Below are 24570 nucleotides of genomic sequence, written 5' to 3'. Positions count from 1 at the left end.
AGTTACTTTTGTCAATTACTTTTATTCATTTAAAAATCTCTTTTTGCGTATAGTTTATTAGAGAGTTTTAATGAAACAACTACAATGACAAAGAAAATGATACAAATAATTCCCATAGCAACAAATGGATTCATCATTAGAAATTGTAATATAGATTTTAGAGATTCATGAAAGTATGTAGAACATACTGCACCAATCGCAAGTAATAACATTGGTACTGCTGTTAATGTTTTTCCCTTTTTGTATCCATATTTAAAATAGATTGGATACTCAATGAAAATAATGATTAACGAAATTAGTCCTATACATGGTGCCGCTAGTAGTAAGCTATAGAATAAATCTTCCATAGGATATGCAATTCCGATAAGCATTGCCATAACAACACCAGCCACCAACATGATTACCACAGATACTGTTGCTAGTAAGTATCTACCTTTTACTACATCTTTTGAAGAGATACTAAACAGTTTATATAAAGGATCAATCCCAGACTCTTCACCTACCATAAAAGGATATCCAGAGAATAATACTGCAAACATTTGTACTGTAGCTAAAACAAAAGCTGGATTTTTTGATAGTACACCATAGAGAGTTCCAAGTCCTATTAGGATTATTAAATTTTTAATTGTTAAATATGGTTTTATGGATAATAAATCTAACTTCAATACTTTGATTGCATTCATTATTTTTCCCTCCCATATAAAATCATAATCTTATCAATTGTAATTTCATCTTCTACATATTCATTTGGTATCTTTTGAATCGCATCGCGCTTTACTAAGTATTCGATATTATATTTTGTTTTCTTTTTTCCTAAGATTGCGGATGAATCAAGTATATTTTGACTTTCTAAACCACACTTTAAAATCATGAAATAGTTTATGAATTCTTCTTTTTCTAACGATAGTACAATTTTCCCATTATCAATAAAGACAATGTAATCTGCGATTGTTTCAAGGTCTTGTGTAATATGTGTAGAGAATAATACTGTGTGGTTATCATCTTGCATGTAGTCAGAGATTACTTCTACAAACTCTTCACGCATACTTGGATCTAATCCACTCGTTGGCTCATCCAAGATTAAGAGTTCTGCGTTATGGGATAAAGCAATCGATAACATGAGTTTAATCTTCATCCCACGTGATAATTCTTTTACTTTCAGTTTCCTATCGATATTAAATTTCTCTAGAAACTTCCAATACGCATACTCATCCCATGCTTCATATCCGACCTTCATTGCTTGATTGACAAGTTCCATATTCCAATCTTTTGCGAGAAATGAGTCATCCATAATTACACCAATCTTTTGATTATCCAACTTGGTTTTCTTATCGTCATGTATGGATAAAATATCTCCTTGATACTGAATCAAGGATAATATTGATTTGATGGTTGTCGTTTTACCCATACCATTTCTTCCAATAAATCCCGTAACAAATCCTTCGGGAATAGAGAAATTTACATCCTTTAATGAGAAGTTTTGATAGTCTCTCTTTAGATTTTTGATTTCAATATTATTCATCTTCTGTACCTTCTTCATAAATATAATTGAATAGTTCTGTTAGTTCCGATTTGTTCAGATTAATTGTTTTTGCAATCTTGCATGCTTCTAGTAAATGGGACTCTATCTCTTTTTGTTTTTCATCTTTTAAAAGGTCTTGATTCATTGTCGCAACAAATGTACCTAATCCTTGCCTGATGATAATAAATCCTTCTCGCTCTAGTTCATCATATGCTTTTTTGACAGTTAATATGCTTACCCCTAGTTCTTTGGATAGTTGTCGTACAGATGGTAATTGTGCATCTGATGATACTGTATTTCCAACAATGTTTTCTTTAATTGCATTTTTAATCTGCTCATATAGTGGAGTACTACTTCCGTTTATTAGAATGATTTTCATTGTGTCTCCTTACATATAACACTATATAACAGTATATAACTATTTGCAATCCATAAAGAAAAGACACCATCAGGCGTCTTTATTCTTTAATATATACTTCTCTAGGTTTACTACCTTGTGCTGGTCCGATGATGCCATGTTCTTCGAGAGCATCAATCATTCTCGCGGCACGGTTATAACCGATGCCGAAGCGTCTTTGGAGTAAGGATGTAGAAGCTTTTTGTGCTTCGATAACGTATTCTTTAATTTCCTTAAAGAGTGGATCATCACTGATTTCTGTCACGATACCACCTTCTCCGGATTCGATTCCATCCAACTGTACGAAGGAATCATCATAAACTGGAGAAGCTTCTGAGGATACAAAGCTTGTAATTCTTTGTACTTCATCATCTGTCACAAATACACCCTGCACACGGGTTGAACCTGTTTGTCCAATAGGCATGTAAAGCATGTCACCATAACCTAGTAATCGTTCTGCACCTACATGATCTAAGATTGTACGTGAGTCCATACCACTGGATACCGCAAACGCGATACGGCTTGGGATATTTGCCTTAATAATACCTGTAATGACGTCTACAGAAGGTCTTTGAGTTGCGACAATTAAGTGGATGCCTGCAGCACGTGCTAACTGTGTAATACGTTGAATGGATTGTTCAACTTCTTTACCAGCAACTGCCATTAGGTCTGCCAACTCATCGATAATGACAACGATATATGGAATCTTCTTCGGTGCTGGTGAACCATCTGGATTTGGTCTTCCACCCTGTTGTTCAACCATGTTATTGTAGACTTCAATGTTTCTAACACCTGCAGCTGCGAACATGTTATAACGTTCATCCATAATTCGTACAATGACCTTTAAGGCATTGCTTGCCTTGTTTGGATCATTGATAACTGGTCCAATCAAGTGTGGAATATTACGATATGGTGTAAATTCTACCTTCTTTGGATCGACTAGTAACATCTTTACTTCATCTGGTTTGGTACGTAACAACAATGAACAGATGATAGAGTTCATACATACTGATTTACCTGAACCTGTCGCTCCGGCAATCAACATGTGTGGCATCTTATCTAAACGACATGTTACTGTTTTTCCTAACAAGTCTTTACCAAGGAAGAATAGTAATGGTTGTGATTTATCACTACCTACGTCATTGATGATTTCACGCATCTTAACTGGCGTACTCTTCACGTTTGGTATTTCAATACCTACCGCATTGCGGCCTGGAATTGGTGCTTCTATACGAACATCTCTTGCGGCTAATTGCATCTTGATGTTATCTGTTAAGCCAAGGATCTTGGATACCTTAACATTTACATCCGGACGAATCTCAAACTGTGTAACAGATGGTCCAATATGTATATTTAATAACTGTGCTTCGATATCAAAGTTATTTAGAATCTGTAGTAATAATTGTGATTTCTCTCTTGCGGCCACTTCATTTTCTGGATTACTACCCTTTGGAGGAAGTGGATCTAAGAGTGAAATCTTTGGTAATTGATATGGACGTGTACGTTTCTTTGGCTTTGGTGCCTCGGATGGCGGATAGATATTGCTTTCTTGATCAGGATGGTCTTCCACAACTGTTTCATATTCTTCTGTTGCGGATAAATCTCCCTCTTCTTCTCTATCGACTGTCATTGGCGTAAAGTGTGATTGTTCTGGTTGATGTACCCCCGTATCTTGTATTAACGTTGTCTTTTCTTCCATGCGAGCATGGTCATCACTTAAATCATCCACATCGATGAATACAGAATCCTTCTGTGAGATTGTCTCTCCTGGTAGTACGATGATTGGTACTTCCTGGGTTGGATCATCTGGATGAATACGATTGATAACCCTAGCTGTTCTTGGCTGTTCTTCTTGCACAACTGGCAGACTTTCTGTCTTACCATCTACCTTGATATTTTGAAACAGGGAACCCGTTTTCTCTTTCCCTTTATCAATCATCTTCCAAAGGTTTGCTGGTTCTTTTGGCTCCTCAGGTTCTTCCTTTTGCTTTGTCTCTTCTACTTCTGGCATTTTAAAGAATGCGAAGATAGAACGGAATGCCCTTTTATAAACTTCTATATCTACAAGTAATAACATCGCTATCATAAAGAGTACGATGATGACTAACACTGTACCAATACGATTAAACATCATCGAAGAAATTGCATATAGGAAGATACCGTAGATTCCTCCACTGAATTTCAGAGTTGAATCTGGCATAAAGTAATCAACTGTGTGATTGATATAGTCATACAAGGCATCCATACCGGTTACATTTGGTACTGCAATGTATGCTTCTAAGAGTAATAGCGCAGAGATTAACAGGATAATTGGTATCCAACTAATTTCTTCTTCACTCTGTTTTCTTCTGATGATATTGATTAGTAGAACAATAATTACCATCGCTATCACAAACCAGTAAAGGTTACCTGCTAGGTAACCTAATAAGTTATAGATGAATAGACCAACGATGCCTGCTTTGGTAAAGCCTAAAATGGCAAAAGCAAAGAGGATTACAATCGTGATCACTCTAACGATGAGCTGGTTTTGTTCTGCTTGTTGTTGTGCTTTTGTCTTTCTTGCCACGTATTCCCTCACTAATCCTTTGTGTTAATTTCGATAATCGCTGGAAGTATCATAGGTCGTTTGCCAGTTTCTTTCAAGACATAGCGACTAATCTTCTCGCGTGCTTCGCTACGACAAGACATATTGTCATAGCGTTTTTCTTTGACCGCATCATTAATAGTCTTCTCCATGATGTTGCCAACTTCTTTAATAATGTAATCTGCATCCTTAAGGTAGATTACACCACGGCTTTGTACATCTGGTCCACCAATGATTTCCTTTGTGACGTGATTCATTACGACACCGATGATAATTGTACCATCTGTACTTAAAATTTCTCTATCCTTTAAGACCATACCGCTAGCATCTAAGCTATCGTTACCATCTACCATGACATCATCCACATCTACCTTGTCAAAAGACTTCGCCATCACACCATCATTAAGCACAGCTACTTGACCATTATCCATAACGATAATCTTATCTGCGTTATATCCCATGTTTAATGCGATATTCGCATTGGCGATGAGTTGACGGTATTCACCCTTGATTGGTACGTAGTACTTTGGCTTCATCAAGTAGATCATCATCTTAAGATCTTCAATACTTGCATGCATGCTATAAGCACGACGTGAGTCAATCATAAGTACACGACCTGCTTCTTTGTAGAGGTCATCTTCCATGGATGCCTCTTCTCTTTCCGTACCTGGTACGGCAGGAGAAGCGATAATCACTGTATCCGTTGGGCGTAACTCAATTCTGTCATTTTCTTTCGTTGCCATCTTATGAATCTTACGGAAGATGGACTTACCTGTACCTGAAACAATAACCAAGATATTTTCCATGTCATTGCTGAAAGCAGATGGTGCTACCTCTAATCCTGCTGGAATATGATAGTATCCAAGCTTTGCCATATCAGCCATTAAACTCTTTAGTTCTTCATCAAAAATGACAACTTTACGATTATACTTCGTTGCAAGTTCGATAATCTCAATGACACGATATAAGTTCTGGTTAAACACAGTAATAAACATACGATTCTTCGTATCTTCAAAGTACTGTTCGATTTGTTCGGTGATACGGTGGTGTGGGCTACTGCTACCAGCACGTGTAGAACCTACTGATTCGCTTAATAACGCAAGTACTCCTTCACTACCTAGATCTGTAATATTGGTAATATCAAATTTGAATGCCGCATTCTTTGTATCGTAGTCAACGATAAACTCTGATGAATATACTACATATCCATCTTCTGTCTTAATTGCGACACCAAAGCCATCTGCGATTGATTGCATTGTACCAAAGGTGCGAATCTCAGTATTACCAATCTTAAACTTCGCATTACGACGAATGCGATGTAAGTTTAATTCTTTGATACCTGCCTTCTTTAGTTTACGTTCTAGCATCATCGCTGTTAATGGTGCTGTATACACCGGAATATTCGGAATTTCTTTTAATAGGTTTGGTAGTGCTGCCATGACATCTTCATGACCATGGGTAATGAAGATTGCTTTAATGCGTGATTGATTCTCACGTAAATAGCGGAAATCAGGAATGATCATTTCAATTCCTAACTGATCACCATCCGGATATTTCAATCCGCATTCCATGACAAATATATCTTCGTTGTTTTCAACGATATACATGTTTTTGCCGTCTTCATCAAGGCCGCCGAGTGCAAATATGCGTACTTTACTCATAAATTATATCCTCCAGTAATACTTTTAATCCAATTTTATTATAGAACAAACACTGGCGATTTTACAGAACTTTACCCTCAAGATAGTAGCTATGTGTTGCAGTAATTTCGACATTCACGATTTGATTGACACAATCTTTTTCACTTGTGAAGTTTACTAGTTTATTATCTGCACTATATCCACTATAGACTTCACTATTTCTCTTGGAAGTGCCAATGCATAAAACACTGACTGTTTCTCCTAAGAAGTGACGATTATTTTCTTCCGCTATCTCAGTGAGTAATTCATTGAGTCTTGCTAGTCTTTCCTTCTTTACTTCGAGCGGAATATTATCTTCCATATTTGCGGCTGGTGTGCCTGCTCTTGGAGAATAGATAAATGCATATGCCATATCGAATCGGCAATAACGCACAAGATCTAATGTCGCTTCAAATTCTTCATCGGTTTCATTTGGGAAACCGACAATCAAATCTGTTGTAAATGCAATGTGTGGTACTTTCTTCTTCAGATCATCATATAACTGCTTGTATCTTTCGACTGTATATCCACGTGCCATACGACGTAATACTTCATCTGATCCAGATTGTACTGGTAGATGTAAGAATGGCATGATGTTTGGATAGTCACGCATCGCATCGATGGTTGTTTCACTGTAATCTCTTGGATGACTCGTATAGAAACTAATACGTTCAATACCAGTTTTGGCAACTGCCACAAGCAGTTGTGTAAAGCCATCTTCCATCTTTAAGTCTTTGCCATAGGCATTAACATTTTGCCCAAGTAAAACAACTTCTTTGCGTCCACTGGCTTTTAGTTCTTCGACTTCTCTTAGGATATCCTCCATGCGACGTGAGCGCTCTCTGCCACGTGTATAAGGGACGATACAATACGTGCAGAACTTATCGCAACCATACATAATATTTACAAAGCCCTTGGAGTCCATAGAACGTTTTACCGGTACATCTTCGACGACATCTCCTTCTTGGGAGAATACTTCTACTTTACGCTCATTACTTTCAATCACCTCTGCTAAAAGATTTGGCATACGGTGAATGTTATGGGTACCAAAAATCAAGTCCACATGTGGAGATACTGATAAAATCTGTTTGACTGTCTCTTCTTCTTGTGCCATACAACCACAGATACAGAATACCGTTGTTGGACGCTCATCCTTTAAGTAACGTAACTTATTTACATCGGATAATACACGGTCTTCTGCCGCTTTACGGATAGCACAAGTATTAAAGAATAATACATCCGCATCATCTGGAACATTGGTACTTGTATAGCCCATCATTTCCATCATCCCTGCAAGTGCTTCCCCATCACGTACATTGGCTTGACAGCCATAAGTATGTATAAAGTACTTCTTACCATAACCAAGATTTACGATATCGTCGCTTATCTGAAAGTTACTAAAAGTACTCTCTGTATTTTTCTTTGTTCGTTTTCTTTCTTCCGCATGAACCGGAAGGATAAAATCTTCTCTTTTCATCTTCAACCTCTATCGGTACTATTATACAGAATACTGACCTCTTATGCACAAGAAAAAAGACCGCACTTTAGCGGTCCTTTTTGATTTCTTTAATAAATCTTGTCGCAATTTCTAGTGGACGTGTAATCGCCCCACCAACCACTACCGCAAAGGCCCCAATCTCTAGCATTTTACGAGCTTGTGATGGTTCATGGATTCTTCCTTCCGCAATACAACGACAGTCTAATTCATTGACGATTCTAGATACCAAATCAAAGTTTGGCCCTTCTGTCTTTTCATCGCCAACGTAACCGTTTAGTGTTGTACCTACAAAGTCAAAGCCAATTTCTACTGCAGCTTTCGCCTCTGAAAAATTTGAGATATCTGCCATGAGTAGTTGATTTGGATATACTTGTTTGATTTGATGGAATAATTCTTCGCGCTTGACGTTATTTGGATGAATGCGATCTGTGTAGTCTAAGGCAATAATCTCTGTGCCTGTTTGTACAAGTGCACTCACCTCTTCAAATGTAGGGGTTATATAAATTGATGAGTCCAAATAATCTTGCTTAATAATTCCAATTGTTGGAAGTTTTACTTTCGCACGAATTTCGTTAATATCTCGTACTGAGTTACAACGGATACCACTGGCTCCTGCTAGTTCTGCCGCATATGCCATTAACGGCATAATTCCACCCGCTTCTGTATAGAGCGGCTCTCCTGGCAGCGCTTGACAAGAGATGACAAGTTTACCCTTTAAGGCAGCGATAACTTCTTGATTATTCATCAATACCTAAGATTTCTACGATGTTATTCTTGTAGAGGATAGCCTTTGCACCATAGATAGCTTGGATTCCTCCACCAACTTCAAGAACGTCAGTAGCACCTAACTTCTTTAGTGCATCCTTATCAACCTTCTTAACATCCTTCACACTTACACGTAAGCGTGTAATGCACGCATCAACGTCTTCGATATTTTCCTTACCACCTAAAGCAGCGATGATCTTATGACTATCTTCCTTCAGTGTAGACTTTGTCTCTACAACTGGTTCAGCATCATCACTTTCTTCGCCACGACCAGGAGTCATAACGTTGAACTTTGTAATGTACCATCTGAAGAATGTGTAGTATAGACATGCCCATACCAAACCAAATGGAATTTCTAAAATCCAGTTTGTCTTTGCGTTTCCTTGTAGGATACCAAAGAGTGTAAAGTCAATCACACCACCAGAGAAAGTATTACCAATAGAGATATTGAGAATATCTGCGATAAAGAAACTTACACCATCAAAGAATGAGTGAATAACATAAAGAATTGGGTTTACGAACAAGAACATGAATTCGATTGGTTCTGTAATACCTGTGATAAAGGATGTTAAGGCAACACTTAAGAATAAGCCCTTGTACTTGCTTCTTCTTTCCTTCGGTACGCAGTGGTACATCGCAAGACATGCGGCTGGTAAGCCGAACATCATTGTTGAGAAACGACCAGCGAAGAAACGTGTTCCTTCTGTATATAGACCTACATGATTTGGATCTGCTAACTGTGCAAAGAAGATCTTCTGTGCGCCTGCTACAGCAACACCTGCAACAGTTTCAACACCACCAAGCTCTGTGTACCAGAACATTGGATAAATCATGTGGTGTAAACCAACCGCTCCACATAAACGCATTAAGAATCCATAGAAGAATGTTCCAACTGGACCTGCTTGTGCAATGAATGCACCTGTAGATACTAATAACTGTTGGAATGGTGGCCATACTAAGAAGAACACTGCACCAATGAAGATACTTGCGAATGAAGTAACGATTGGCACGAAACGTGAACCACCAAAGAATCCAAGTACCTGTGGAAGTTCAATATTTTGATATTTGTTGTGTAATGTTACGGCAACTAAACCAACAACGATTGCACCAACAACACCAGTATCAATGGAAGCACCATCTGGATTAAATATACCTAATAAAGAAGTGATTGTAGCGTTCATAACTAAGAAACCAACAACACCCGCTAAGGCAGCAGTTCCTTTATCACGCTTTGCAAGTCCAATACATAGACCTACGCACAATAACATTGCTAGATTTGCGAAAACAACTGTTCCCGCAGCACTCATAATTGTGAAGACACCCTGTAATACTGGATTATTTAATACAGGATAAGTCGCCACTGTTGTAGGGTTGGATAAAGCACCACCAATACCTAACAATAAACCAGCAGCTGGTAAAATTGCGATAGGTAACATAAATGCTTTACCAATCTTTTGAAGCATCTTAAACATAAATATCCTCCTTATATTCCACATATGTAATACCCCTTACTACACATGTACGAACCATTATTTGCGATACATTACAATATTTTGTAAATGTATCGTTAGATAGCATCTTTCTCCTTCTCCGATATTGATGCCATATGTATTTTCAATATGATCTCCTATCATGCATGCAATCTGATACGATTTACGATACTTATCATGAACAAGATCACCAATTAGGTTATTAATTTCAACCCCATCTAACGAGCGTTTAATCGCAAACTTCAAGTGTGTTATCAAACGCTGCTTCGCCACTTCATAATCATTGAGGTTGATTTGCATTTCTCTTTCGATGATTGCGATTGTTTCTGTCAATATCTGTGCAATCATCGTAGAAAGACTGGCACTTTCACCCTGTAAAGCAGCGTGAATATGCATGCATATAAAACCAATCTCGCTGTCATCTAAATGAATACCCAAACGTTCGTTAATCTTCGCAAGTACTTCTTTTGCAAATTGAAATTCCTTTGGATATAAGAATCGAATTTCATCCGTGAATACATTCTTAACCGTAATCTTTTCACGGTAACGCTTTACACTAAACTGAATATGATCAAGCAGTGCAAGGTGAATTCGCTTATCATATGCACCAAAGCTATTAGTCATCTCACTGATCACTTCTTCTGTAACTTCTACCACTTCATCATCCGCACTATTTACTAACTCTTCATAACGTCTACGATCTTTTAAATCAACAAGTTCATATACGTTTTGAATCTGTTCTGCAGGAACAATATCGTTTTCTCGTCTTTGGAAACCAATACCCTTTCCAAAGATAATATACTCTCTAGAATCTTCATCACTACGACATACAACGACGTTATGATTTAGTATTTTTGCAATATTATATGTTTTCACAATATGCTATCTCATCCTTTACTTTTAGGGTACGTGCTTGTTTAATGCGTACATCCTTATGACTAGTAACGATTACAAGAACATCTGTTTGATAGCCCGCTTGTTTTAGCATAGCTAAATCACAATTTACAAGTAAGTCTCCAGCCTTTACACTGTCTCCTTCTTGTACGCATACCTCAAAGCCTGCCCCTTTTAACTGTACAGTATCGATGCCAATATGCAAAATATATTCAATCTTGTTTTTATCTGTAATCCCAATCGCATGTTTGGTTGGAAATACCATTGTGACCTTACCATCAACTGGTGAGTGAATATCTCCATTTGTTGGGACAACCGCAAAACCTTTTCCCATCAGTTCTTTAGAGAATACTTCATCCTTTACTTCACTTAATGGTTTAAATGTACCATCGCATGGTGAATAGATCATTGATTTTTTATGAAATAAGAACATAAGTACCTCCCACGAAAAAAGCCCATCAGAAAAAATGTTTTTCCAATGAGCTAATGCCTGCTTTCCAGTAACACGCTTTTGTTATACATATCATAGCAAAGCAGAACAACTTGTCAATCACCTATGAATATAAGAAAATCGGTGGGCACCGATTTTCTTATATTTAGTTCTTTTCTGTGATAGCTGAAACTGGGCAAACTGGAATGCATGAGAAGCATGAAATACATGTGTCTTCATCGCATCCGGACTTTCCATTTTCATCTAAAGCGAGTGCTGCTACTGGGCAAACTCCTACGCAAGCACCACAACCGATACAAGTATCCTTATCAACTGTAACTGGCATTATTCGAGTCCTCCTTTATGAACACCTAAAGTATAGCACCCCACTATTTTGTTAGTAAATGCTAACCTTTCGGACGAATTTGAATCCGCTCAATTCGATTTGCTCGATTTGTTTTTTCATCGATATCGATGATGACACCAGAGATGACTGCTGGACCTTGCGCAGGTGTATAACGTGTGGATTCATTGTAAATACTTCTAGCAATGACTTCTTCAGTATCTCTCCCTAATATCGATGCATATACTCCACACATCCCTGCATCTGTGATATATGCACAACCGTTAATAATCTGTTCATCCGCAGTTTGTACATGCGTATGTGTACCAATAACGGCAGTCACTCTTGGCGCAAAGTAATTTGCGAAGGTCATTTTTTCAGCAGTCGCTTCTGCATGTAAATCAACAAAAATCATATCTGCATCAATTTCTTTCAAGAGTTTTTCCATCGTGATGACAGGGTCTTCACGACAAACATCCATAAATACTTTCCCAACTAGATTTACTACCGCAATATGTTTTCCATTCACTTCTTTGATCACATAACTTTTTCCAATATGGAAGGGTTCCATATTGGCAGGTCGTACTGCATGATTCATTGAAGGAAGATGATTTAGAATCTCTGTTTTGGAGAAGGCATGATTACCAAGTGTAATAACATCGACACCTGCTAGGAGTAATTGATTATAGATTTTAAATGTAATCCCTTTGCCATGTGCAGAATTCTCTGCATTTACAATGATGAAATCTGGTTGATATTGTTCTTTTAATGCGTCTAACTTAGATAAAACTGCATCTCGTCCACTCTTTGCGACGATATCTCCTAGAAATAGTACTCTCATGTGTATCTCCCTCTTTTCAAAAAAAGAACCGTGAACCGGTTCTTATTTCGCTAATTCTTGTGCACGTACTTCACGAATCAATGTTACCTTGATTTGTCCTGGATAAGTCATCTCATTTTCAATTCGTTCACGAATATCATGAGCTACCTTCACCATACGTACATCATCAATCTTCTCAGGCTGTACCATAACACGTAGTTCACGTCCAGCTTGGATTGCGAATGCTTTTTCAACTCCTTCAAAGTCTAATGCAATCTTCTCAAGATTTTCTAGACGTTGAATGTAGCCTTCCATAGATTCATAACGAGCACCAGGTCTAGCAGCACTGATGGTATCTGCTGCAGCGACAAGTACAGAAATAATATCTGTTGGCGCTGTGTCACCATGGTGAGCTTCAATCGAGTTGATAACGATAGGATTTTCACCATACTTCTTGGCAACCTTGGAACCTAACTCAACGTGAGTTCCTTCTGTTTCAAAGTCTAGTGCTTTACCAATATCGTGTAATAAACCTGCACGCTTCGCAAGTGCTTGGTTTAGTCCTAATTCAGCAGCCATCATACCAGCGAAGTGTGCAACTTCTACAGAGTGTGATAAACCGTTTTGGCCATAGCTATAACGGAATCTCATACGTCCTACCAACTTGATGAGTTCACGATTCATCTTACCGATACCAAGTTTGAATACTGCTTCATTACCAATCTTGAAGATTGTCTCTTCAAGTTCATCTGTAACCTTCTGAACAACTTCCTCAATACGTCCTGGTTGAATACGTCCATCCTTCATCAGAATTTCTAATGACTGACGTGCAATTTCACGACGAATTGGGTTAAAGCAAGAAACAGTAATAATATCTGGTGTGTCATCAATAATCAAATCAACACCTGTAGCCTGTTCGATTGCTTTGATATTTCTTCCCTCACGACCGATGATACGCCCCTTCATCTCTTCACTTGGAAGAGTTACCGTACTAACGGTACGCTCGATTGTTTCCTCTTGTGAGTAGCGATGAATCGCTAAAGAAATAATATTACGTGCAACAGAAGAGGCTTCTGCTTCTGCTTCCTCTTGTTTATCACGTAAGTAAGTAGCGATTTCGGCTTCTGTCTTCTTTTCAACAGCCTCCATCAATTCTACCTTTGCGTCTGCCTGTGACATATTTGCCACACGTTCTAGTTCAACTAATTGCTGATCAATCTTAGCCTGCAAGTCCTCTTCCATTTTAGTGATATCTGCAAGTTTTCCAGTAATCTGCTGATCTTTTTCGTCAATTTTCTTTTCTTTTCGGGCAAGATTCTCCTCACGGAAATTCAAACTATCCTGCTGGCGCATGAGTTTATTTTCAACTTGTAATAATTTATTTTGTTGATTCTTAATCTCTTTTTCTGCCTGTAGTTTTAATTCGTAAGTTTGTTGTTTCGCGTCTAATGTAGCTTGGCGCGTAATTGTTTCTGCTTTTGAATTTGCTTCTTCAAGAATATCTTGCGATTTTGTAATCGCACGATCAAGACCGTGTTTGCCAGCAACCTTCATAATACCAATGCCGACAAAGATACCTACAATAAGAGCTAAAATGACAGGAATTACAGGGTCATGAATGATATACCCCATTTTTAATCCTCCATTATTCTTAGAGATTTCTCTCTCTAGTATTATACGGTTTTTTTCACATTTTCACAATAGACACACAAAACAATGAAAGCGTTTTACTTAGCTACTATCGTATCACGATGTAATCCTGTCGAATTCAACAAATAGATATCATCAAAAACTTTCTCAATGAACTTCCGATCATGAGATACAGCGATGATTGCTCCACCAAAGTTTTTTAATTCTTCTCTTACAACTGGAGCGGATAATGGAGAGAAGTTACGTGTAGGCTCATCCAGCAATAAGACATTGGCACCCTCTAGATGCATCTTTAACATGAATACCTTGGCTCGCTGTCCACCTGATAGTTCTGTTAAAGAATGTTCCATCTCATCAGATGTAAACTTCATTGAACCAAGGTACTGTCGAATACGTGTAATATCCTCTTTATCCCCTACGGTTGTCAAGAAATCGATTGGTGATTCATACGCATCTAGGATTTCGTCATAATTTTGTGGCATATAGCCAATATGAATATCCTCCCTTTCAGATATCGAGTCATGAATCTTATGCAATAGTGTAGTTTTGCCACAGCCATTATTACCGATGATACATATCTTTTGATTACCGAATACTTGCAATGTAATATCGCTCGCTAGTATTTTTGATTCATCCTTTGTCATCAACTTATCTAAATGATAATCAAGAATCTGTTTGTCACTGGGAAATGGTTCCACATCAAAGTGAAAGAATATCGCATCCTCACGAAGTGGAATCTCCGTCATATTCTCACGTTCTCTTTCAAAACGCTTTCCCATCGCTTTGACACTTCTCATCTTTTTCTTGAGATTTGCGGCAGTCTGCGGTGCTTGGCGCGATACAACACGCAATTCATGCTGGACACGTTCATAAACCTGTTGGTATTTTTCCATACGTAACTTATCTTGACGACGCTCATTTTGTGCATCCATCATCTGCTTATCAAATTGTTTATCACGCAGTTCTTTATATGTATCATAGCCAATATGCATGATTGTATGTCGTGCTTCTGTTTTTCGCTTGACGAGTTCTAAATGGACAATACAATTTGCAGTATTAGCCAGTAATGTTTCATCATGTGAGATATAAATGATTGGAATATTAGACTCTTTGATAAAATTCTCTAACCATGCAAGCGTACTGATATCTAAGTCATTGGATGGCTCATCTAACAGCAAAATACTAGGCTGTTCTAGAAGGATTGCCGCGAGTTGATACTTAATCTTTTCTCCACAAGAAAGTGTAGACATTGGCTGTGTTTGATAATACATCTCCACGTCATTTCCTAATGCTTGTGCAATGTCATGTAACTGTGATGGCGTCGCAAGTGAAAAAGCATCGCTTTCGCAGAAGTATTCATATACAGTTTTCTCTACATGCTTATGTTCAAGCTCTTGGGGTAAATACCCTATTCTTTCGTTCTTCGAACGTATTGTCCCTTGCACTTCACAATAACTTTCTATGAGTTGTGAGTCTACGATACATTTGAGTAATGTAGATTTTCCATTTCCTTCTTCGCCAATGATGGCAATTTTATCAGTTGGTTTAACTGTAAGTGTAAGATTATCGACAATCTTACGTAAATCATATCGATGACATATTGTTAAATTATGAATTTCTATCATTTGATGACCTCCTACAAAAAATCTGCTCTTTTCACGCGAAAAAAGCAGACAAAAATTCTCTGTATAGAGGTTTTAATCCGTTTCTACGCATGAAAAGATATTTATTAAATATTCTCTTTTCATATGTTTAAAATCGGATTAAAGGCGCATGTTCTTCTCAATCACCACACATCAAATGATGTGACCTTTCTAGTAAGTTATATCACAAAACTTACATAGTACAAACAGTTTATAAAACAAATAGCCCGAATACTACTCCTAGAAGATATCCAACAATTACATCCCGTGGATAATGTACTCCCCCTACTACACGGATATATCCTTCTAGTGCAGCTAGCACTAGTAGTATGCATGCAAGTATTGGAGAAACCGTGAAACACATCATTGCAATTATTGTGGCTGAAAATACATGTCGACTAGGCATTGCATTATGTTGTGTTTCTTTTTCTAGGATTTGATCAATAGGATATTCTTCGTAAGGACGAGGACGTGCTAGAACTTTCCGTAACAATGTTATTGCGACAATTGAAAATAGTGGAATTAGAATTGTCGGTAATAACGTCTCACTCTGTTTTACAAATAGATATACCAACAGTAACGGATATACAACATAATATATATTTGTCACAATTTTATTACACAGACGTAATTGATTTCGTTTTACGTCTGTTTGATAGTTTTTTGAAAGTTCTTCATAGAACCTTAGATAATTTGTTTTCATACAGTAACATCATACAACAAATTCAATATCTTTTCTGTATCATGCTTATTAAGTAAAAAAGATACCCTTACGTTTTCAGTAAGAGTACCTTAGATTATTCTGTTGTTGTTTCTGTGGAATCAGCTTCTGCTGTAGGGAATAACTTTGCTTTTACAAGTTCTGTAATCTCTGCATCAAATTCTGGATGGTTCTTCATATACTCACGTACAGAGTTGAAGCCTTGTCCAAGTTTTTCTCCCTTGTAAGAGAACCAAGCACCTGCTTTTTCGATAATGTCGTTTTCTACTGCTAAACTGATAACTTCATCGATATGAGAGATACCTTGGCCAAAAATCATATTGACTACTGCCACCTTAAATGGAGGAGCTACCTTATTCTTAACAACCTTTACCTTTGTGGCAGAACCGATTACTTCGCTACCTTCCTTGAGCGCTTCACCCTTACGTACATCTAAACGTACGGATGAGTAGAACTTCAGCGCACGCCCACCTGGTGTTGTTTCTGGGTTACCAAACATGATACCAACCTTTTCACGTAGCTGGTTGATGAAGATTGCGGTTGTATTGGAACGGTTCATAACACCTGCTAGCTTACGCATAGCCTTTGACATCAAACGTGCCTGTAAACCTACAGATGCATCTCCCATTTCACCATCTAATTCAGCCTGTGGGACAAGCGCAGCTACAGAGTCAATAACCACTAAGTCAATCGCACCTGACTTAATCAATACTTCTGTAATTTCTAATGCCTGTTCTCCAGAGTCTGGTTGCGATAATATGAGCTCATCAATATCTACGCCTAACTTTTTAGCATAGAGTGGATCGATTGCGTTTTCTGCATCGATAAATGCACATCTACCACCTTGTTTTTGACACTCTGCGATTGCATGTAATGCAAGTGTTGTCTTACCAGAAGATTCTGGTCCATAAATTTCAATGATTCTTCCCTTTGGATAACCACCGATACCTAACGCACTATCTAGTGCTAAAGAACCGGATGGAATTGCGTCTACCGAAACATCCGCACGATCTCCAAGGCGCATAATACTGCCTTTTCCATATTCTTTTTCAATTGCCTTGAGTGCATCCGCAAGTAGTTGATCTCGCTTATCTGCGGTAACTGTCTTTTCTTTTTTCTCTGCCGCCATAATTACTCCTCCTGATTATATGTATGTTTGTTTTAAAATAATTCCACGATTATTTTGATTCTAAAATATCATCTTTCATCTGCATGAAGTACTGTACACCAGAAATGAAACTTACTAGTGCAGAGAACCACAACATAATCATACTCACTGGTAGTCCTAATAGTTCAAATGGCAGATTGTTTAATAGAATTAACGCAACTGTAACCATCTGTAACACTGTTTTTAGCTTACCCATCATACCAGCCGCAACAACCTTACCATTGGCACTTGCCATCATACGGCAGCCATCAACGACCGTATCACGTGCAATCATAATGATGACTGGGATAACTGGAATAATACCTCGAGAGATAAACAATAGGAACATTGTCGTTGTAAGTAGTTTATCTGCGATAGGATCTGCAAACTTGCCGAATGTAGTAATCATATTTCTACTACGAGCAATATGGCCATCAATCGCATCTGTGATTGCGGCTAAGATATAAATTAATAACGCAACGATATCAATCACAGAGATAGATACATGCTGTACATAGAAGCTGATTGGTGTAATTCCAAAAGCACTATATGGAAATAAGTAAACCAGAATAATAACTGGAATCAGTACGATTCTGAATAATGTCAATCGATTTGGAAGATTCATGATTTTCCCTCTCTTTACTGTCCTTTAGTATACCATATTCTATCATTTGTTTATATCTGTATGAACGTAAGAAAAAGGAGGAAATTCATCCTCCATAAATGCGTACAATAGTAAGCCATGTTCTGTCCTGTTTCCAGGGGCAGCCATTTATCTGTGCTTTCACACCTGCATCACGCTTCAGTTCGCCTTCTGCAGTTCCTCTACCAAATTTGAGTTTCTCGCTTGCGGGGTTTATCTCGTTCCACCCGATAGGTTTCCCCATCGGCTACGTCACTGTGACACCTTAAGGGCTTAAACCATGACCAAAGTTTTAGGTTCTCGCTCCGCCGTTATCTTTCGATACCCGGTCTTATTGATTGGGCCGGCACAAACACTACCATCATCGCAGATGGTGCGAGCATGGACTTTCCTCTAACACCATAGGTGCCAGCGACTGCCTCATGTACGTATATCATTTTCTTATTCGTTATTGTTTGAGAATACCTGTCTTTCAAGACGACTCAGACGTTTCAGAATATCAACATTAGAAGCACCTTGTGAGATTGGATCTAAGTCTTCTTGTGCTTTGATCTTACCTTCTACTTCGATAAGCTTTGCACGTAAGGAAGCATTTGTACGTTCCAACTCTTCAGCCTTCTTTGTCAAATCTGCAATCATATTTTCATATGTCTGATAGTCTTGAATGATTTCATCTAAAAGATGGTCAACTTGATCAGGATTATATCCCTTAAAATCAATATCAAGTTCTTTATCAACAATTTTCTGCGGATCTAGATTTAATTTACCAGCCATAACTACCCTCCTATGAATGCTTATTTATTATCTCATTTCACTATCCTAAAAGCAATAAAACTTCCTTATTTATGTGAACATCTGTATAATATAAATGGGAATTTTTGTATGGTCAATTATCCAAACGGAAAGAAAAAAACATATACATCAAACCCTACTTCTGCCGGTGGTAGAGGTATGGTTCTTGAAAAAGACATTAACGTAACGAATATGTTTTATCTCAGTATTGATAAAGCTGTCATTCATAAGAAACCAACACCGGTTACGATTGTAAAAGTAGATTATCCAGCACGAAGTGCTGCTAAAATTACGGAAGCCTATTTTAAACTTCCTTCTACGACGGACTACAACGGTATTTATCGTGGAAAATACGTTGATTTTGAGGCCAAGGAATGTGCTTCACATACCTCATTTCCCTTAAAATCATTACATGCTCACCAGGTTCAGCATCTACAAAATGTAATCAACCATGGTGCAATTGCCTTTTTAATTGTAAAATGGACATTGTTTAACGAAACCTATTATGTAAAGGCAGAGGATGTGATTTGCTTCGTGAAAGAAAGCAAGCGTCACTCTATTCCCTATCGATGGTTTCAAGACAATGGGCACTTGATTCCCAGCACATACGTAACCCCGATTGATTATTTAAAGATTATCGATCAGTTATACTTCAACTCAGGAGGAAACAATGACAAATAAACAAACTAAAAAACCAGGCGTAAAGCGTAAGATACATGGTTTTAGAATTCTAACGTTATTTATGGCTATCATCGTTGGCTTTGAATTCGTTGGAACTGCCGTTGGAGCTATTGCAATTAGTACGCTTTTAAAAGGAACCCCACAGTTCAAGTTGGATGACTTTACAAACTTCCAATCTACGATTGTATTAGACGCAAATGGCACAAAGATTGCGGACGTAGGACAAACATTGCGTGAAAACATTGTTTACAATCAGATTCCTGAAGCAATGGTGGATGCCTTCTTATCTATTGAAGATTCCCGTTACTTTAGTCATAACGGATTTGATATCCCACGTTTTACAAAGTCCATTATTGAAACTGTCTTACATGGTTCTATGCAGGGTGGTTCTACATTTACGATGCAGCTAGTTAAGCTAACTTACTTCGTAGATGATGAAGCGGGAACTTCTAAAACCAAGAACATCCAGTATAAGGTACAACAGATTGCTTTAGCGATGGAACTTGAAAAAAATTCCTCCAAAGAAGATATCTTTACAATGTATCTAAATAAGATGAATTTCGGTGGTGTTGGTAATATCCGTGGTGTACAGAAAGCATCCTTACAGTATTTCGGTAAGAATGTTTGGGAGTTGAATCTTGCGGAATGTGCAATGCTAGCAGGTGTTATTAACTCACCATATACATTTGACCCACATAACTACCTCGATAAAGCGACTGCACGTCGTAATACTGTATTGGATATGATGGTTTATCACGGCTACATTACCCAAGAAGAATGTGACCTTGCCAAATCTATCAAAGTTGAAGACTTATTGATTGACGCCAAATCAACAATCAATACCGATTATACTTATCAGGCATATATCGATGCAGCCCTCAAAGAGGCTCGTGAAGTGACTGGTCTTGATCCAATGAACGTTTCAATGGAAATTCACACAAACATGAACCCTACTGTACAAGCACAGCTTGAAAGTATTCAGGCTGGTACAGGTGGTATCGATTTCCCTGATGATTTATATGAATTAGGTTCTATCGTTATCAATAACCAAACCGGTGAAGTCGTTGGTATCATGGGTGGAAGAAACTGGGCAAGTGGCGGATCGATGTTATTAGATCACGCTACCGAACAGTTCAACCAGCCAGGTTCCACAATCAAACCAGTTCTTGATTACGCATTAGCGTTTGAAGATCTAGGTTGGGCAACTTCTCATACCATTGTCGATAAGCCTGTTACGTATGGTAACTGGACATTCAATAACTTCGACAATACAAAATGGGGTGTTGTTGACCTATCTAAGGCTGTTGGTCTTTCTCTAAATACTGTCGCAATTAACACATTACAAGCTGTCATCGATAAATCTGGTGTACAGCGTGTCACAAACTATTTAACTTCTCTAGGATTTAGTCAGTTTAAACCAGAGTTATTTGATATTAGCTTCGCTATTGGTGGTGGTAATATGCGTGTATCAGCACAAGAACTCGCAGCTGCTACAGGTGTACTCATCAATGGTGGTAACTATATCAAGCCTCATACAATTAACACAATCTTCTACCGTAACGGTCAAAAGGACCCATATGTTGCTCCTACAACCGGAACATCCGTTTTATCACCTCAAGCTGCTTATCTCGCCTCTTACTTGATGCGTAACGCAGTTGACCAAGACTGGGGTAACTACATGTACGCAATTCGTAAGGGTTATCCAGTATATGGTAAGACAGGTACAAGTGACTGGGGTGATGCAGGTCTTGAGTATGGCATTCCAGTTGGAGCCGCTAAGGATGAATGGATGGTTGGTCAAACAACGAAGTTCACAATTGCGGTATGGTCTGGTTATGAAAAGGCCATCGCTGGTGCAGATACATACTTCTCAAGATGGAAGTTAAATATGAATATCCCTGGTGCTATTATCAGTACTGTTCTAGACACACTAGAAAGTGCCTATGGTACTCCTGGTGAACTTGCAATGCCAGAAGGTATTAGTAAGATTACCCATATCAAAGGCCTATACCCATATGTCGCACCAGATGATACAATCCCATCTGATTATGTAGCAACAGGTCTTGTAAAGACGGAGTACGCAAAACTTGGTACATATACAAACCTTATTACGACTCCTCAAAACCTATCATCCTTTACAGCAGCGTATGATGATAATAACGATACTGTAAACTTTGCTTGGGCACCTTATCCAGATGCATCGAAGCTTGTCGAAGAAAGTCACGATGATAAGACCTTCGATATCTCATGGATCACTGGTCCAATTACATACAAGGCTCGTATCGTACAGAATAGTGCCGTAGTCGCAACAATCAACTACACTGCTGATCAATTATCGAAAGTTATCGATGGTCTACAGCCAGATACAGATACACAAGTATGTGGCTACTATGGATACGAAAAGAATGATACAGTCGCTTCAAATGAAGTCTGCGTAACCTTCCGTACACCAGTAGCGAAAGTTGCAGTACCAAGTTACAGTGACCCTCGTCAATATGTTGAATGGGGTAACGCAAATGGTATCACAATCAACCGTGCTGTCGGAGATACTATCGCATCCATGAGTGGTAGAGTTCAGGATGTACGTGATAGTAATGGTAATAGCGTAATTGGCAAGAAAGTCAAGAAAGGCTCTACTGTTACAGTCTACATTTACTTCTAAAAGTCTTCTTCGGAAGACTTTTTTCTATGCATTCAATTTGCAAAATTTTTTATTCTGCCCTATAATCTTCCACAGATAAAGAAGTTGTAACAATACATTTCATTTATCAAAGAGAAAGAAAAGGAGGTTTTCATATTGAGCTATAGAATTGAATACACAGCAAACAGCAACGGTAGTACAGTCATTGAATACGCAGATGCCAGCAGACAAGCTGAACTAGTCCGTGAAGCTGAATCCGGTACAATCAATATTATTAATGAGTACCGCTATGAATCTTATGCAGAAGTTTCTGCATAATTAACCCAAACAAATACTCTAAAAAAGAGACAAATATAAAAAGCGATTCTTCATTGTGAAGAATCGTTTTATTTTTATCCAAGCGCTACATCTAAAATCATCATTGTCACAAAGCCTAATGAGAATAAAACTGTTCCAATGTTTGTATGTTTTCCTTCCGACATCTCAGGAATCAACTCTTCTACAACAACATACATCATCGCACCTGCCGCAAAACTCAAGAAGTATGGAAGTAATGGTACGACCTGTGTCGCAAATAAGATGGTTATAATTGAACCAATTGGTTCTACCAACCCAGATAAGACTCCATACACAAAGGTCTTCCACTTTGGCATTCCCTCAGCTCTAAGTGGCATTGATACAATCGCACCTTCAGGGAAGTTTTGAATAGCGATACCAAGTGCTAAGGCTAGTGCGCCAAAGTATGTAATAGAACTATTTCCATTTAACCAACCTGCATAGACAACACCGACTGCCATTCCTTCTGGAATATTATGTAGTGTGACCGCAAGAATTAACTTCATCGAGCGTGATAGACGGTTCTCTTTTGGACCTTCTTCTGTATTGTCCAGATGCATATGTGGTGTTGCCTCATCTAAGAATAACAAGAAACCTACTCCTACCAAAAAGCCGATTGCGGCAGGAAGAAAGGATAACTTTCCAAGTGAAGAAGATTGTTCTAAAGCAGGAACTAATAAACTCCAAAACGATGCAGCTACCATGACACCTGCCGCAAATCCAGTTAACCCCTTCTGCAGTTTCTCACTCATTTTATCTTTTAAGACAAATACCATTGCGGCACCTAAAGATGTGCCGACAAATGGTATTAATATACCGATTGTTGTACTCAATAACATATAATCCTCTTTCCTCAAATTATACGGAATTATAACACCAATCAATATTCCACGTGATCCATATACCCAATTGTTCAATTGATTGTTTCAAGATATGTATGTCCACGATAGATAAACTTACGACAATTTTTATCAATATCCTTCATGAAGGATAGCGGTAATTCTGCAGATGTTAACCCCGTCTTCTCTAAACAACGTGCATAGATTCCCTCATAGTCTAAGCCATAGGAAAGATCATTCCATACCTCATGAAGAAGTTGATCAACATCTTTCTCCTCTAACTCTTTCAATAATAGTATTGTTCTCAATCTTTGTATGCCTTCTTGTTGTATATCGTAATCATATTCAAACAACATCTTAATTTCATCAACTGTAGGAAGATAATAATCAAAGCGTTGTTGAGACTTTCGATACTCCTTCAACATGGAGGAGTTTAAAAGTGAGCGCCAATAAACTTGGTTCTCCTTTATTGCGATCTGTACCTCTCCTACTGGAAGTTGTTGTAAAAGAGCTTGGATATCAACATCTTCCACAAAGTAATCTTTTAACAAGAGTACCTTACAAAACTGTTCAATAGAACACTCGCCCCAATAGTGCGTTAACACCTGTTGACACTGTAATAACCATACTTTCTGTAAACGTTGTTGTTGGAAGGTTGAATCATTTTGGCAGCGCAAAAAGATATTTTTTACTTCTTCCACAACAAAGAGTTCTTCTCCTTCAAATGCAATCAAATCATAATCCAATAAGCGCTCTAAACGTAGATTATCTTCTTCTCTAACTTCCTCATCTCTAAATACTTGCATGAATACCCGATACGTTTCATCATCTAATATAGAAAGTCGATTTTCGATATGATGATGCAAGAGAATGGTTTCGACCATCTTTTCATATAGTTCTTCCATTGCGATTTTATTTGCAGCTTGGATTCCTAAATCTCTAGCATAAAAATATAATGATTGTTTGTCGTACTGACGTAATACGTCTTTTAGTTTCATATGTTCTCCCATGTATACAAAAAGGATACCTCATCGGTATCCCTTATGTAAATGTGA

At 38.0% G+C, this 24570-nt stretch carries 23 protein-coding genes and 1 other RNA gene; 3 read left to right on the top strand and 21 right to left on the bottom strand.

Annotated features, from left to right (window positions below):
• Positions 1-29: 29 nt before the first annotated feature.
• The 19 genes from RWM19_RS02590 to RWM19_RS02500 form a co-directional block, all read right to left on the bottom strand.
• Complete coding sequence (locus tag RWM19_RS02590; protein ID WP_313983296.1) at positions 30-683, bottom strand: ABC-2 transporter permease; 654 nt, start codon at positions 681-683, stop codon at positions 30-32.
• Positions 683-1522: an ABC transporter ATP-binding protein gene (locus RWM19_RS02585; RefSeq protein ID WP_313983293.1), complete on the bottom strand. Its 840-nt coding sequence runs from the start codon at positions 1520-1522 to the stop codon at positions 683-685. Before RWM19_RS02585 ends, RWM19_RS02590 begins: the two co-directional genes overlap by 1 nt.
• Positions 1515-1901: a GntR family transcriptional regulator gene (locus tag RWM19_RS02580; protein ID WP_313983291.1), complete on the bottom strand. Its 387-nt coding sequence runs from the start codon at positions 1899-1901 to the stop codon at positions 1515-1517. Before RWM19_RS02580 ends, RWM19_RS02585 begins: the two co-directional genes overlap by 8 nt.
• 79 nt (positions 1902-1980) lie before the next feature.
• Positions 1981-4497, bottom strand: a complete 2517-nt coding sequence (locus RWM19_RS02575) for a DNA translocase FtsK (RefSeq protein ID WP_313983289.1) — start codon at positions 4495-4497, stop codon at positions 1981-1983.
• Complete coding sequence (locus tag RWM19_RS02570; RefSeq protein WP_313983286.1) at positions 4497-6164, bottom strand: ribonuclease J; 1668 nt, start codon at positions 6162-6164, stop codon at positions 4497-4499. The genes RWM19_RS02575 and RWM19_RS02570 overlap by 1 nt, the downstream gene beginning before the upstream one ends.
• 61 nt (positions 6165-6225) lie before the next feature.
• Complete coding sequence (gene miaB, locus RWM19_RS02565) at positions 6226-7659, bottom strand: tRNA (N6-isopentenyl adenosine(37)-C2)-methylthiotransferase MiaB (protein ID WP_313983284.1); 1434 nt, start codon at positions 7657-7659, stop codon at positions 6226-6228.
• 67 nt (positions 7660-7726) lie between these two features.
• Positions 7727-8425 carry an N-acetylmannosamine-6-phosphate 2-epimerase gene (locus RWM19_RS02560; protein WP_313983281.1) on the bottom strand — a complete coding sequence of 233 codons (699 nt, stop codon included), beginning with the start codon at positions 8423-8425 and terminating at the stop codon, positions 7727-7729.
• A complete protein-coding gene (locus RWM19_RS02555) occupies positions 8418-9917 on the bottom strand; it encodes a PTS transporter subunit EIIC (protein WP_313983278.1) in 1500 nt (499 codons plus the stop codon). Before RWM19_RS02555 ends, RWM19_RS02560 begins: the two co-directional genes overlap by 8 nt.
• A 57-nt stretch (positions 9918-9974) precedes the next feature.
• Positions 9975-10811 (bottom strand): PRD domain-containing protein, encoded by an 837-nt coding sequence (locus tag RWM19_RS02550; protein WP_313983276.1) that lies wholly within the window; start codon positions 10809-10811, stop codon positions 9975-9977.
• Positions 10798-11262, bottom strand: coding sequence for a PTS glucose transporter subunit IIA (locus RWM19_RS02545; protein ID WP_294023914.1), 465 nt, complete (start codon positions 11260-11262; stop codon positions 10798-10800). Before RWM19_RS02545 ends, RWM19_RS02550 begins: the two co-directional genes overlap by 14 nt.
• Positions 11263-11425: 163 nt before the next feature.
• Positions 11426-11605 (bottom strand): 4Fe-4S binding protein, encoded by a 180-nt coding sequence (locus RWM19_RS02540; RefSeq protein ID WP_006525373.1) that lies wholly within the window; start codon positions 11603-11605, stop codon positions 11426-11428.
• A gap of 61 nt (positions 11606-11666) precedes the next feature.
• Positions 11667-12443 carry a TIGR00282 family metallophosphoesterase gene (locus RWM19_RS02535; RefSeq protein WP_313983270.1) on the bottom strand — a complete coding sequence of 259 codons (777 nt, stop codon included), beginning with the start codon at positions 12441-12443 and terminating at the stop codon, positions 11667-11669.
• A gap of 42 nt (positions 12444-12485) precedes the next feature.
• Positions 12486-14054 carry a ribonuclease Y gene (gene rny, locus RWM19_RS02530; RefSeq protein ID WP_294022003.1) on the bottom strand — a complete coding sequence of 523 codons (1569 nt, stop codon included), beginning with the start codon at positions 14052-14054 and terminating at the stop codon, positions 12486-12488.
• A gap of 95 nt (positions 14055-14149) precedes the next feature.
• On the bottom strand, positions 14150-15697 hold the full coding sequence (locus RWM19_RS02525; RefSeq protein ID WP_313983266.1) for an ABC-F family ATP-binding cassette domain-containing protein: 1548 nt from the start codon (positions 15695-15697) through the stop codon (positions 14150-14152).
• Between the two features lie 229 nt (positions 15698-15926).
• Positions 15927-16418, bottom strand: a complete 492-nt coding sequence (locus RWM19_RS02520) for a phosphatase PAP2 family protein (RefSeq protein WP_313983264.1) — start codon at positions 16416-16418, stop codon at positions 15927-15929.
• A gap of 94 nt (positions 16419-16512) precedes the next feature.
• On the bottom strand, positions 16513-17565 hold the full coding sequence (gene recA, locus RWM19_RS02515) for a recombinase RecA (protein ID WP_313983261.1): 1053 nt from the start codon (positions 17563-17565) through the stop codon (positions 16513-16515).
• A gap of 49 nt (positions 17566-17614) precedes the next feature.
• On the bottom strand, positions 17615-18208 hold the full coding sequence (gene pgsA, locus RWM19_RS02510; protein ID WP_313983258.1) for a CDP-diacylglycerol--glycerol-3-phosphate 3-phosphatidyltransferase: 594 nt from the start codon (positions 18206-18208) through the stop codon (positions 17615-17617).
• Between the two features lie 107 nt (positions 18209-18315).
• An RNA gene (gene rnpB, locus RWM19_RS02505) (RNase P RNA component class B) lies at positions 18316-18653 on the bottom strand.
• Between the two features lie 14 nt (positions 18654-18667).
• Entirely contained in the window at positions 18668-19000 is a 333-nt protein-coding gene (locus RWM19_RS02500) for a DivIVA domain-containing protein (RefSeq protein ID WP_006526167.1), read from the bottom strand.
• Positions 19001-19108: 108 nt separating this feature from the next.
• On the opposite strand from RWM19_RS02500, the gene recU reads away from it, so the two are divergent.
• The 3 genes from recU to RWM19_RS02485 all read left to right on the top strand — a co-directional run bounded on the left by recU (position 19109) and on the right by RWM19_RS02485 (position 22658).
• Entirely contained in the window at positions 19109-19699 is a 591-nt protein-coding gene (gene recU, locus RWM19_RS02495) for a Holliday junction resolvase RecU (RefSeq protein ID WP_313983253.1), read from the top strand.
• Positions 19689-22361 carry a transglycosylase domain-containing protein gene (locus RWM19_RS02490; RefSeq protein WP_313983250.1) on the top strand — a complete coding sequence of 891 codons (2673 nt, stop codon included), beginning with the start codon at positions 19689-19691 and terminating at the stop codon, positions 22359-22361. Before recU ends, RWM19_RS02490 begins: the two co-directional genes overlap by 11 nt.
• 135 nt (positions 22362-22496) lie before the next feature.
• Positions 22497-22658, top strand: a complete 162-nt coding sequence (locus RWM19_RS02485) for a hypothetical protein (RefSeq protein WP_294020383.1) — start codon at positions 22497-22499, stop codon at positions 22656-22658.
• A 74-nt stretch (positions 22659-22732) separates the two neighbouring features.
• Here RWM19_RS02485 and RWM19_RS02480 read toward each other — a convergent pair whose 3' ends face one another.
• A complete protein-coding gene (locus RWM19_RS02480; RefSeq protein ID WP_313983246.1) occupies positions 22733-23515 on the bottom strand; it encodes a ZIP family metal transporter in 783 nt (260 codons plus the stop codon).
• Between the two features lie 74 nt (positions 23516-23589).
• Positions 23590-24513 (bottom strand): hypothetical protein, encoded by a 924-nt coding sequence (locus RWM19_RS02475; protein ID WP_313983243.1) that lies wholly within the window; start codon positions 24511-24513, stop codon positions 23590-23592.
• Between the last annotated feature and the right edge of the window lie 57 nt (positions 24514-24570).

The organism is uncultured Solobacterium sp., from assembly GCF_963517755.1.
Classification (GTDB): Bacteria; Bacillota_I; Bacilli_A; order Erysipelotrichales; family Erysipelotrichaceae; genus Bulleidia.
This window is presented reverse-complemented; position numbering and strand designations above follow the sequence as displayed.

What these genes read in the sequence shown, in the direction of transcription:
- RWM19_RS02590 (WP_313983296.1), bottom strand. Translation starts at nt 683, where the DNA reads ATGAATGCAATCAAAGTATTGAAGTTAGATTTATTATCCATAAAACCA.
- RWM19_RS02585 (WP_313983293.1), bottom strand. Translation starts at nt 1,522, where the DNA reads ATGAATAATATTGAAATCAAAAATCTAAAGAGAGACTATCAAAACTTC.
- RWM19_RS02580 (WP_313983291.1), bottom strand. Translation starts at nt 1,901, where the DNA reads ATGAAAATCATTCTAATAAACGGAAGTAGTACTCCACTATATGAGCAG.
- RWM19_RS02570 (WP_313983286.1), bottom strand. Translation starts at nt 6,164, where the DNA reads ATGAGTAAAGTACGCATATTTGCACTCGGCGGCCTTGATGAAGACGGC.
- miaB (WP_313983284.1), bottom strand. Translation starts at nt 7,659, where the DNA reads ATGAAAAGAGAAGATTTTATCCTTCCGGTTCATGCGGAAGAAAGAAAA.
- RWM19_RS02560 (WP_313983281.1), bottom strand. Translation starts at nt 8,425, where the DNA reads ATGAATAATCAAGAAGTTATCGCTGCCTTAAAGGGTAAACTTGTCATC.
- RWM19_RS02555 (WP_313983278.1), bottom strand. Translation starts at nt 9,917, where the DNA reads ATGTTTAAGATGCTTCAAAAGATTGGTAAAGCATTTATGTTACCTATC.
- RWM19_RS02545 (WP_294023914.1), bottom strand. Translation starts at nt 11,262, where the DNA reads ATGTTCTTATTTCATAAAAAATCAATGATCTATTCACCATGCGATGGT.
- RWM19_RS02540 (WP_006525373.1), bottom strand. Translation starts at nt 11,605, where the DNA reads ATGCCAGTTACAGTTGATAAGGATACTTGTATCGGTTGTGGTGCTTGC.
- RWM19_RS02535 (WP_313983270.1), bottom strand. Translation starts at nt 12,443, where the DNA reads ATGAGAGTACTATTTCTAGGAGATATCGTCGCAAAGAGTGGACGAGAT.
- rny (WP_294022003.1), bottom strand. Translation starts at nt 14,054, where the DNA reads ATGGGGTATATCATTCATGACCCTGTAATTCCTGTCATTTTAGCTCTT.
- RWM19_RS02525 (WP_313983266.1), bottom strand. Translation starts at nt 15,697, where the DNA reads ATGATAGAAATTCATAATTTAACAATATGTCATCGATATGATTTACGT.
- RWM19_RS02520 (WP_313983264.1), bottom strand. Translation starts at nt 16,418, where the DNA reads ATGAAAACAAATTATCTAAGGTTCTATGAAGAACTTTCAAAAAACTAT.
- recA (WP_313983261.1), bottom strand. Translation starts at nt 17,565, where the DNA reads ATGGCGGCAGAGAAAAAAGAAAAGACAGTTACCGCAGATAAGCGAGAT.
- pgsA (WP_313983258.1), bottom strand. Translation starts at nt 18,208, where the DNA reads ATGAATCTTCCAAATCGATTGACATTATTCAGAATCGTACTGATTCCA.
- RWM19_RS02500 (WP_006526167.1), bottom strand. Translation starts at nt 19,000, where the DNA reads ATGGCTGGTAAATTAAATCTAGATCCGCAGAAAATTGTTGATAAAGAA.
- recU (WP_313983253.1), top strand. Translation starts at nt 19,109, where the DNA reads ATGGTCAATTATCCAAACGGAAAGAAAAAAACATATACATCAAACCCT.
- RWM19_RS02490 (WP_313983250.1), top strand. Translation starts at nt 19,689, where the DNA reads ATGACAAATAAACAAACTAAAAAACCAGGCGTAAAGCGTAAGATACAT.
- RWM19_RS02480 (WP_313983246.1), bottom strand. Translation starts at nt 23,515, where the DNA reads ATGTTATTGAGTACAACAATCGGTATATTAATACCATTTGTCGGCACA.
- RWM19_RS02475 (WP_313983243.1), bottom strand. Translation starts at nt 24,513, where the DNA reads ATGAAACTAAAAGACGTATTACGTCAGTACGACAAACAATCATTATAT.